The sequence below is a fragment of the Methylotenera sp. genome (assembly GCF_029945535.1).
GTDB lineage: Bacteria > Pseudomonadota > Gammaproteobacteria > Burkholderiales > Methylophilaceae > Methylotenera.
In genome coordinates this window covers 158,927-169,043 of the sequence record NZ_JAQSCU010000010.1, presented here as the reverse complement: position 1 = coordinate 169,043, position 10,117 = coordinate 158,927, and the positions used below count along the sequence as shown (strand labels likewise).

Below are 10,117 nucleotides of genomic sequence, written 5' to 3'. Positions count from 1 at the left end.
GCAACTAAGCCTCAAAAAACTGAGGTGGGATTATGCATTAGGCATTGTGGCTATATACAACCACAAAAAATACCTAACAACCAGTTATTGGCTGCATACAACCACAATTCTTGTTGAAAAACTTTGAAAAACGCTTAAGAAGTTGTTTTTATTGAATAAATATCTAGGTATGAAATTTGCTGAATAAACCCTCGCAATTAAATTAATCATTATAAAAATTAATTAACTCAACCTAGGGGACTTACACAGTGGTCACAGAAAACAGTTACACACGCATTAATCATAAAATACACTTGGCCGTTTTAGCCGCTTTGCCTATGCTGGCGTTGGCTTCACTAAACGCCAGCGCTGCTTGTACTGGTAGCATAGCCAGCCCAGTATCGGCAGCCATCGCCGTGCAATGTACTGGTGTTGGCACTGAAGGTAATATTACCAATGCAAGTACGACAGCGTATAAAGACACAACAAGCACATCAACGGCTGGTAACAATACCTTGATTCAGTTTGACGGCCAAGGCAGAACACTCACCAACACAGGCGACATTATCAATAATCGTGTGATTACAGGTACAACTGGTGCACGCGGTCGCACTGCAGTTTTGATGGGCGCAGCTACATTAAATGCAGGTCCTGGAACCGTATTTACAAGCAACTTACCAACAACTGGGGTAAGCACCGTAACACTTAATGCTGCGCCAACTGCAGCTTATGTAGGTCAAACAGTTGTATTTGGTCGTTACAATGCGGCTGAGAATGATTTTGCGGCTGGTGTCACACGCATTATTACTGGTGTATCTGGTAATACTATTACTTTCGCAGATGCGCTACCAACTGATTTTGCTGGCACTGCCAACACTGATCCAGTGGGCTACAAAGTAGTTTCTAATTACGGTGTGACTAGCACGGTAGATGGTGAAACTTACAATAACGTTATTAACAACTCAGGCACCATTTCTAGCCGAATTACCGCTGCAGAAATTAATGGAAATAAAACAGGTGCTGGTCCGTTTACCTCAGTCTCAAATACTGCAGCGGTTAAAGGCATCACGATGTCGGTTGAAGGTGACTATCTGATTAACAATGCGGCAACTGGTGTCATTAGCGTTAAACATGATGGTATTGGCGCAGCATATGCAATTGAAGAAGGCGGTGCAGTTGAGGGATTAGTCGTGAATAACGCTGGCGTCATTAGCGCTGAACGCACTGCTGCACTTACTTTAGTCAATAACAGCGCGACTGGAAATCCAACGGCAACAGCAGTCATTGGTGGCAATACCTATTCAGCGCAAACGGTTGCACTTGTAAATGCCATTAACACACAAGAAGAAGCTGAGGAGTTCACACTAAACAATAGTGAAACAGGTATCGTACGCGCTACTGGCGATTATGCCGCTGCAATTTACATGCGTGCTGGTGATAAAACCATTGTGAATGAAGGCTTAATTGAATATGTAGGTAGCAAAGGTTTTGCGATTGGTGCTGTGTCCAACCCGGGAGAGGTGCGCAGATTAGACTTAGAAAATGCTGAAACAGGCATTATTAAAGGTGATATTTTGGTCACTAATGGTAATGCTTTACGTTGGTATTTACTGAGTACCGAAGGTGCTGCTTTGAACAGTCGTTTAGACATCAGTAGCCAGTATGGTCAATCTGATAGTGAAATTGAAAATGAAGGCCAAATTATTGGTAACTTGTATTTTAGTAATGGCACACATGTGCTCACCAATGAAGAAACTGGCGTGATTACTGGCAATATTGATTTAGATCAGCGCAATACATACGACGCAAGTGGCAACGGCACATTACTTGGCACAAAAGATTTTACCTTTGAAAATGCTGGTACCTACGTAGGCAATATTACGATTAGAACTGCCGCTAACAGTAGCGCAACTTTAATTCCAACAATCACTGGTAGCGGTGCAGGCTCTTCTTTAGTATCGCCATCCGAGAATATTGCTGGCATGGGCAGTGTATTAACCATTGATGCTACCGCTGGTGCGGGAACTGTAACAGTTGCGCCAAAAACTTTAGTAACGGTAAAAGCAGGCGAGTATTTTAAAGTAGCTGATACGCTCACTTTAGCTGGTGGTGCTGTTACACCTATAGTTGATAGCATTAACACGCCATTGGTCAACTGGACGATCACAACTAACGCAAGTAATAATTTGGTGATTGGTGTTGATGCATTGAATAGTGCAACGACGATTGTAGGCGTTAGCGCAAGCAGTGCAGTTGCAATTGATGCTTTAATGAACAGTAATGCATCAACTGTTGGTGGTGCATTGCAATCTCCAACCATCACCACCGCTCAACTTAACACAGCTGGTCAGCAACTACGCCCAGAAGCGAACAACGCTTCCATGCAAGCCACCATTGCTGCTGTTGACCATGTTTCTGCCTTAATCGTTAATCATCAAGATGAAACTCGCGTTGCTAGTAATGGAAATAGCGGCATTTCAACAGGTGAGAGTGCTCAAGGTACCAGTATTTGGATGCAAGGTTTTGGCTTTAAAGGTGATCAAAATAAACGCAATGGTACTGATGGTTACACTGCCAACACAGGTGGTTTTGCTGTTGGTGCCGACACTATTGTTGGCAATGGCGATTTTCGTGTAGGCGGCGCATTCGGTTATGCATCAACAGGCATTGATGGTGATGGTGTAACGCAAGCAAACCGCACGGATATTGATAGCTACCAAGGCACGTTATATGGCTCTTGGAACGCGGGTGCGTGGTATTTAGATGCAGCGCTAGGCTACGGCAAACACCAATATGACACCAAACGCTTTGTTAGCTTAGTCAATGCCTCAGTCACAGGCTCGCACGATGCAAACCAATACTTAGCAAAAATTGGTGGCGGCTACCTTATGCAAGTAGGCAAAGTTACCATTACGCCAATGGCATCACTCACTTATGTAAAGTTAGACCAAAGTGGCTATACTGAAAAAGACCCTAGCAACTCAGGCGCTGCTTTAAATGTAGATAACGTCGATAGTGATTCATTTCGCTCAGGCTTAGGTGCAAAAATTTCAGCACCATTATCTAGCGGTAAAGTTAAAACTACTGCAGATGCACGCTTAATGTGGAACCACGAGTTTGCTGATACCAACCAAGACATCGCAGCAAGGTTTGCAGGTGGCACTAGCTTTACCACTAAAGGCATGAGCCAAGCGCGCGACTCTGCTATCATTGGTTTAGGCCTAAACTTTATTGCAGCGAACCATCAGAACTTATCAGTGAATTATGATGCTGAAGTAAAAAGTGGTTATATTGGCCATACGGCATCGGTTAAATTGAGAATTGATTTCTAATCGTTTAATCATGCGAATAAAGTAATTTAAGCAATAAAAATAGCCGAGCCTGCCTCGGCTATTTTTTCATATACCGTCATGTTTCTCAAAATAGAATGTGGATGGAACGGAAATAATGAGTATGTTTTGGCAAAAACGTTTACTGGTGATTGTGTATGTTTTATTAAGCGCTTGTAGCTCAATAGACACCCATGAGCATGCCAACCAACTGGCAAAGCATCGTGGTTTAATAAAGCACTCAACAACAATTGATGGCTTTGTATTAACAGCCTATGCGCGTTTAAATAATCCTAAGCTGTCTATTAACGTTTATATCGAAGGTGATGGTCTAGCTTGGTTTTCTCGCTATGAACTATCGGCCGACCCCACCCCCCGCGAAGCAATCGGCTTAGCACTTGCCGCACAGGATAATGCAAGCAATGTGCTGTACTTAGCAAGACCTTGCCAGTTTAATGACTTCAAAACCACCCCATGTGACAGCACATACTGGTCAAACAAGCGCTTTTCACAGAAAATAATTAACGTGATGAATGAGGAGTTGGAGACATTTATCAGCGCTGACAACTCACAGAAAATACACTTAACTGGCTACTCTGGTGGAGCCGCAATTGCTGTACTCTTAGCCGCGCAACGTGATGACGTGCTCAGTCTAAGAACCGTCGCTGGCAACCTAGACCAGTCTTATGTAAATCAATTTCACCATGTCAATTTAATGCCAGAGTCGCTTAACGCAATAGATGTCGCCAATAAAATAAGCAGCATCCCTCAACTACATTTTGTAGGAGAAAATGACAAAGTAATTCCGCAGGAGATAGCGAAACGTTTTATTAAACAACAGGAATCCGCACAACAAAAAACCGCGCATTGCGCGGCTATTGTAGAAGTTGATGCCGAGCACCAAAAAGGTTGGATTACACAATGGCAAAAGCTTTTACAGCAAGCTTTCCCCTGTTAATTATTACAGTGCCCCAAACACCTTCTTCAACAAACTACTCGCCTGACCAACAGGGTCTTGGCGAATGGCGGCCTCTTCTTTAGCGATCATTAAGTACACACCATCTAGCGCTTTATTAGTGACGTACTGCTCAATTTTGGCGTCTTCTTTTTTCACCACGCCATATTTGCTGCCCATTTCAGCGTATTTATTATAGGTTTCAGCCAACTGCACTTTTTCGGTAGCTTTAGTCACAATTGGTAAAAACTTCTCTGCCATTTGTGCTGATGTAGTCTTTTTAAAATATTGTGTAGCGGCGTCTTGCGGGCCTGTCAGAATTGCCTTGGCATCTGCCACTGACATTTTTTTGATTGAATCTATAAGTAAGGTCTTAGCTTCTGGTACAGCCGCTTCTGCTGCACGGTTCATTTTGAGGATGAGTTCATCAGATTGCTTACCCATACCCATCATTTTCATGACTTTTTCAACTTTTTTCAGTGAGCTTGGTAGTGGAATTTTGACTTCTTTATTACCCAAGAAACCATCTGTAGCGCCCAGTGTACTTACCGCCTTACCCACGCCTTGCGTAAGTGCTTCTTTCAGGCCACCACTAGCTTCGGTTTTACTTAAATCGCTAATACTTAGCGCGTTTGCGTGAGTTGCAAATAGAATAAAACCTAAGGTTGCTAGTAATTGTCGCATTTTGATCTCCAGTGAATGACGTGCAACATAAGCATAACCCTAAATGGTCGCTTTTGCATGAGACTAACCATAATTTACGTTTGCTTGTTTAGGCGTACTTTCATTCACACGCACCACAAAAAGACACTGCCCTGAAAGCCAGATATATATTGGCTTCCAGGGCAGTGCTTTTTAAGACGTTTTAAGACATCTAAATGTTAGATTTAGCTTTTTACATGCCAAATATTCTTTGCATAATCGCCAATTGCTCGATCACTAGAGAATTTAGCCATATTTGCCACGTTCAATATAGCCAAACGCGTCCATTCATCTTGATGTTGATATAGTTTGCCAACTCTGTCTTGCGTTTCGATATAGCTTGCGTAGTCTGCGAGCAACAAGTATTGGTCGCCATTTTTCAGCAGGTTATCAATAATCGGCTGATAACGGTTTGGTTCTTCAATTGAGAAGAAGCCGCTAGCAATCATATCTAGCACTTGTTTGAGTTCTGGGTTGCTATGGTAATAATCATAAGGGTTGTAACCGTTGGCTTTTACCTCTGCCACTTGTGGTGTGGTTAAGCCAAAAATAAAGATGTTTTCTTCGCCAACCTCTTCCATAATCTCAACGTTCGCGCCGTCTAAAGTACCAATGGTCAACGCGCCGTTTAGCGACATTTTCATATTACCTGTGCCACTTGCCTCGGTGCCTGCGGTTGAAATTTGCTCGGATAAATCACTGCCTGGGAATAAAATCTCAGCTGCTGAAACTTCATAGTTCGGGTAGTAGACCACCTTGAGTTGATCACCTACAGCCACGTCCTCATTGATGATAGCGGCAACATCATTGATTAAACGAATGATTTGTTTAGCCATCCAATAACCCGGTGCGGCTTTACCGCCAAAAATTACCGTGCGTGGCGTAATGCCTTTTTCGCCGCTACGAATGCGGTTATATAAGGTGATGATATGTAACACATTGAGTAACTGACGTTTATATTCATGAATACGTTTAATTTGCACATCAAACAAGCTGTTAACGTTTAACTTGATGCCTGTTTTTTGTTCAATTTTAGCGGCTAATCTAACTTTATTCTCATACTTTACCGCTGCAAATGCTTTTCTGAACTCCGCATCGTTGGCTAAAGGCGTGATTTTTTTGATTTGCGTTAAATCTTTTTTAAATCCTGCACCAATGGCTTTTTCTAACAGGGCTGTTAAGCCTGGATTTGCCTGATTCAACCAGCGACGCGGCGTAATGCCGTTGGTCACATTGGTCATTTTTCCCGGGTAAATACGGTCAAAATCTGCAAATAGATGCTGCTTCAACAACTGGCTATGCAATGCTGCCACACCATTTACTGTATGGCTACCTACCACAGCCAAATGCGCCATGCGCACACGACGGCCATTTGACTCATCAATGATAGACACGCGTTTCAACAACTCAGGGTCACCTGGGAAATGATGGTTAACCATGTGTAAGAATTCAAAGTTGATTTTGTAGATAATCTCTAAATGGCGCGGCAATAATCGGCCGAATAAGTCTACAGTCCAAGTTTCTAGCGCTTCTGGCATCAGCGTGTGATTGGTGTAAGCAAAAATCTTAACAACTAGCTTCCATGCAAAGTCCCAATCTAAGCGATGCACATCCACTAATTGATACATCATCTCTGCCACGCCGATTGAGGGGTGCGTATCATTCAGTTGAATCGCAATTTTATCTGGCAGAATGTTCCAGTCTGCCTGTTTTTTCATTTCATGCGTACTTAAAAAGCGACGCAAAATATCTTGAATTGAAGCTGAAACAAAGAAGTACTGTTGTTTTAAACGCAGCTCTTTACCCAATACTGAAGCGTCGTTTGGGTATAACACTTTAGAGATGTTTTCAGTATCGTTGCGCTCTTGAACGGCTTGCTCAAAATTACCATCATTAAAGTGGCGTAAATCAAATTCACGCGCGGCTTTGGCTGACCATAAACGCAAACTGTTAACTGTTTCGCCACCGTAACCTGGCACAGGCATATCGTACGCCATGGCGACTACGTGTTCTGCATCAATCCAGTGCTGCGACCCTTCACCACAAACAACACGCCCGTAGAATTTAATGTCATAGGTGACCTCTGGGCGTTGAAACTCCCAAATATTGCCGTAACGCAGCCAGTTATCTGGATTTTCTATCTGCTGACCATTCTCTATGGTTTGCTTAAACATGCCGTATTCATAGCGTATGCCGTAGCCTGTCGCTGGAATAGCCATAGTTGCCATAGAATCTAAGAAGCAAGCGGCTAAGCGACCCAGACCGCCATTACCTAATGCTGCATCTGTTTCCATTTCTACAGTATTTTCTAAATCGCGCCCTAAAGCTGACATTCCATCTTTAAGCTCTTTATTTATGCCCAAGTTTAGTGCGGCATTACTTAACATGCGCCCAATTAAGAACTCTAATGATAAATAATAAACACGCTTAGGATCATCGTGGTAATAAGATTCAGCTGTTTTTACCCAACGTTCAACGACATGATCACGCACTGTATAGCTGGCTGCATCGTACCAATCTCTTGGTGTGGCAGCAGCATTGGTTTTAAAACTAGAAAAAATGAGGTGGTTTTGTAAAGCTTGATTAACTGGTGAGAGCTTAGGCACTATGCTTAACTTAGCCGCTTTAGACTTTACTGCTGGTTTAGAAGTAGTAGCTGATTGACTAATTCGTTTAGGTTTAGCCGCGGTGGTTAATGTATCTTTTGCAATGGATGAACTAGTAGCTTTAGGTTTGGCTGGCGTTTTCATTTGCTGAACTCATTTAGTTTAAGTGTATGTATTCTAGCAAAGAATATGCCATGTCTATGCCGTTATATAAGCTATTATTTAACCTCTACTCAGGCGTCTAACTTTTAGAATCACACATATCAATTGAATGCGCTATTCGCTTTACTCTAAATTGAGTTGATCATACTGAAAGCCTGGCGACACTTTAATGGCCTTAAGTACCGATAATTTGATAGCAGCATGACCTAAGACTGTTTGTAAATTATATAATGCCGTTAATTCTAAGCGTACACTGATAGCGCCTAGCTCTACCTCAGCCACTTGGCAACCTTCGCAATACACAATTCTGCAACCTTCAGCGCCAGCTAGCACTACTTTTCTGCAATCCTCATCTTCTCTCATCACCATATCCAATCACCGTTTATTTGAAGGTAAACTCAATTACTTTAAGTTAAAAAAAGTGACCGGCTGACATGAATAAATTCAATGCGGTCATAAAGATAATACAAGGAGATGCACGTTACCGTGCAGTTACAGCTTTTTAGATTGATTTGCATCAACCTAATATCCAAGCCCTGTGTTAGTCAGGACTTAAATTCGGTTTGAGTAATATTCAACGACTTGCTGAACATCAATCGGAAAAGGTACTTGGTCAGCATCAGGTAAATGTGCCACTTTGATGCGCTTATCGGTTTCGTCCCATTGCAACCAATCTGGGCGGTCTAATACTGGTTTAGCTAGCGTTTCCATCACCAGTGGTATTTTAAAACTAGTCACTTTAAGTGAAATTTCATCCGCTAACTTCACGCGGATCGATGGAATATTCACCGATCTCCCATTCAAAATAACATGTCCATGTGTGACTAATTGACGTGCAGCGATGGCTGATGGCGCAAATCCAGCTCTAAAAATAACGTTATCTAAACGGCGCTCTAATAATTGTAAAAAATTGTCGCCAGTCGGCTCGCTGCCTTTACGTGCCTCTATGATTAAGCGGCGCATTTGGCGTTCAGTTAAACCGTAGTTAAAACGTAATTTTTGCTTTTCTTGCAACTTCACACCATAGTCAGACTTACGGCGGCGCGTAGCCTTCATACCATGCTGACCTGGTGGCGTAGGTCTTGCTTCAATCGATTTGCGTGATAACCCAGGCAAATCAACACCTAATGAACGCATAATTTTTAATCTTGGGCCTGTTAACCGTGACATATTTTCTCTCTGTTATTTTTACTGTTATTTTTTAAATTCGTGACTTCATGTGTTTTTAATCATTAATCTTAATAGCAAATTAATGCAGTGATTCGCTCAATGGCGTGGCATCCATTAAGCTGGCTTGCTGCTCCCGCACAATTTCATCCCACTGATATACCAAGCGCTTTGCAACCTCAGTGACTAATTTAGACTCAGCATATTGTGGCGCAGTGAGCTTATGCGCTAAGTCTGCTACAAGCATCGCCAAATCAGCCGATGGGTGCACAATATATTGCGAACTCACGCAGCAAATAGCCGCCATCACTGCATTTGCATTTGGCAAATCTGGGTCGTACTCTCCAGCACCATACTGCTGCTGACTGTTATTGAGCTGTTTATTGCAATTTGCCATGTAAGTCTTTCTAACACTTAATATCATGATTAAATGATAATGATTCTTATTTACAATGTCAACATTTAATATTAAGTTTATTTAAATACCTTATAAATATTTAGCTTGATTAATATGACGAACATAATATATGATGATCGTCATGAGAAAATCTACTACAAATAAAAGCATTTCCAGCCGTAAAGAAATTACACATACGCGTATTGTGGAAACCGCTGCGCGCGCAATCCGTAGAAGTGGTTACGATGGCACGGGCGTAGCCGACATCATGAAAGAAGCAGGCCTCACACATGGCGGTTTTTACGCACATTTTGCATCGCGTGATGCCATGCTCGCAGAAGCGGCAGATCAAGCTGGTGCAGAGACCCTTGCTATTGCTGAAAAAGTATTTGCTGAGGTTCCTGAGGACCAAGCGTTGCAAGCGCTGATGAATGCTTATTTATCTAATGAACATATGGCTAACATTGAAACCGGCTGCTCTTTAGCCGCCCTTGGTTCGGAAATGCCGCGCCAAGCACCTGAAGTGAGAAAAGCTTCTACTTGCCGTATCAAGGAAATGATAGCGCTTATTAAAAGTCGACTATCAGCCAGCCAATCAAATACATATGAAAAATCACTTGTCATGTTATCAACGATGGTAGGTACATTATTGTTAGCTCGTGCAGTAGCTGACCCTGAGCTTAGCGAAGATTTCCGCCAAGCCACTTTAAAACACTACGATGCCAAAGAGTGATTAATTTTTCATTAAGTACTTTGGCTTTTTTTTGATATTAAATATGATGGCTATCATATTTATATAGCATTTTTTTTACTAACTGAA

8 protein-coding genes are annotated in these 10,117 nt (G+C 42.2%); 3 read left to right on the top strand and 5 right to left on the bottom strand.

Annotated elements, in window-relative coordinates; all coding sequences use genetic code 11:
* Nucleotides 1-248 precede the first annotated feature (248 nt).
* Both PSU72_RS03810 and PSU72_RS03805 read left to right on the top strand, forming a co-directional pair.
* On the top strand, nt 249-3,311 hold the full coding sequence (locus tag PSU72_RS03810) for an autotransporter outer membrane beta-barrel domain-containing protein (protein ID WP_300430818.1): 3,063 nt from the start codon (nt 249-251) through the stop codon (nt 3,309-3,311).
* 115 nt (nt 3,312-3,426) lie between these two features.
* The gene (locus tag PSU72_RS03805; protein WP_300430816.1) at nt 3,427-4,266 is read left to right on the top strand and encodes an alpha/beta hydrolase; all 840 of its coding nucleotides are present in this window, start codon (nt 3,427-3,429) and stop codon (nt 4,264-4,266) included.
* Between the two features lie 3 nt (nt 4,267-4,269).
* Here PSU72_RS03805 and PSU72_RS03800 read toward each other — a convergent pair whose 3' ends face one another.
* From PSU72_RS03800 to PSU72_RS03780, 5 genes are all read right to left on the bottom strand, one after another.
* Entirely contained in the window at nt 4,270-4,947 is a 678-nt protein-coding gene (locus tag PSU72_RS03800) for a DUF4197 domain-containing protein (RefSeq protein WP_300430814.1), read from the bottom strand.
* A gap of 203 nt (nt 4,948-5,150) precedes the next feature.
* The gene (locus PSU72_RS03795; protein WP_300430812.1) at nt 5,151-7,715 is read right to left on the bottom strand and encodes a glycogen/starch/alpha-glucan phosphorylase; all 2,565 of its coding nucleotides are present in this window, start codon (nt 7,713-7,715) and stop codon (nt 5,151-5,153) included.
* A 141-nt stretch (nt 7,716-7,856) separates the two neighbouring features.
* Nucleotides 7,857-8,096, bottom strand: a complete 240-nt coding sequence (locus PSU72_RS03790; RefSeq protein ID WP_300430810.1) for a hypothetical protein — start codon at nt 8,094-8,096, stop codon at nt 7,857-7,859.
* Between the two features lie 189 nt (nt 8,097-8,285).
* Nucleotides 8,286-8,903 carry a 30S ribosomal protein S4 gene (gene rpsD / locus PSU72_RS03785; RefSeq protein ID WP_300430809.1) on the bottom strand — a complete coding sequence of 206 codons (618 nt, stop codon included), beginning with the start codon at nt 8,901-8,903 and terminating at the stop codon, nt 8,286-8,288.
* A 79-nt stretch (nt 8,904-8,982) separates the two neighbouring features.
* Entirely contained in the window at nt 8,983-9,297 is a 315-nt protein-coding gene (locus PSU72_RS03780) for a hypothetical protein (protein WP_300430807.1), read from the bottom strand.
* 142 nt (nt 9,298-9,439) lie between these two features.
* Here PSU72_RS03780 and PSU72_RS03775 point away from each other — a divergent pair, with 142 nt between their 5' ends.
* A complete protein-coding gene (locus PSU72_RS03775) occupies nt 9,440-10,030 on the top strand; it encodes a TetR/AcrR family transcriptional regulator (protein ID WP_300430805.1) in 591 nt (196 codons plus the stop codon).
* Nucleotides 10,031-10,117 lie beyond the last annotated feature (87 nt).

Coding starts and splice junctions, on each gene's coding strand:
- PSU72_RS03805 (WP_300430816.1), top strand. CDS start 3,427: ATGAGTATGTTTTGGCAAAAACGTTTACTGGTGATTGTGTATGTTTTA.
- rpsD (WP_300430809.1), bottom strand. CDS start 8,903: ATGTCACGGTTAACAGGCCCAAGATTAAAAATTATGCGTTCATTAGGT.
- PSU72_RS03775 (WP_300430805.1), top strand. CDS start 9,440: ATGAGAAAATCTACTACAAATAAAAGCATTTCCAGCCGTAAAGAAATT.
- PSU72_RS03795 (WP_300430812.1), bottom strand. CDS start 7,715: ATGAAAACGCCAGCCAAACCTAAAGCTACTAGTTCATCCATTGCAAAA.
- PSU72_RS03790 (WP_300430810.1), bottom strand. CDS start 8,096: ATGAGAGAAGATGAGGATTGCAGAAAAGTAGTGCTAGCTGGCGCTGAA.
- PSU72_RS03800 (WP_300430814.1), bottom strand. CDS start 4,947: ATGCGACAATTACTAGCAACCTTAGGTTTTATTCTATTTGCAACTCAC.
- PSU72_RS03780 (WP_300430807.1), bottom strand. CDS start 9,297: ATGGCAAATTGCAATAAACAGCTCAATAACAGTCAGCAGCAGTATGGT.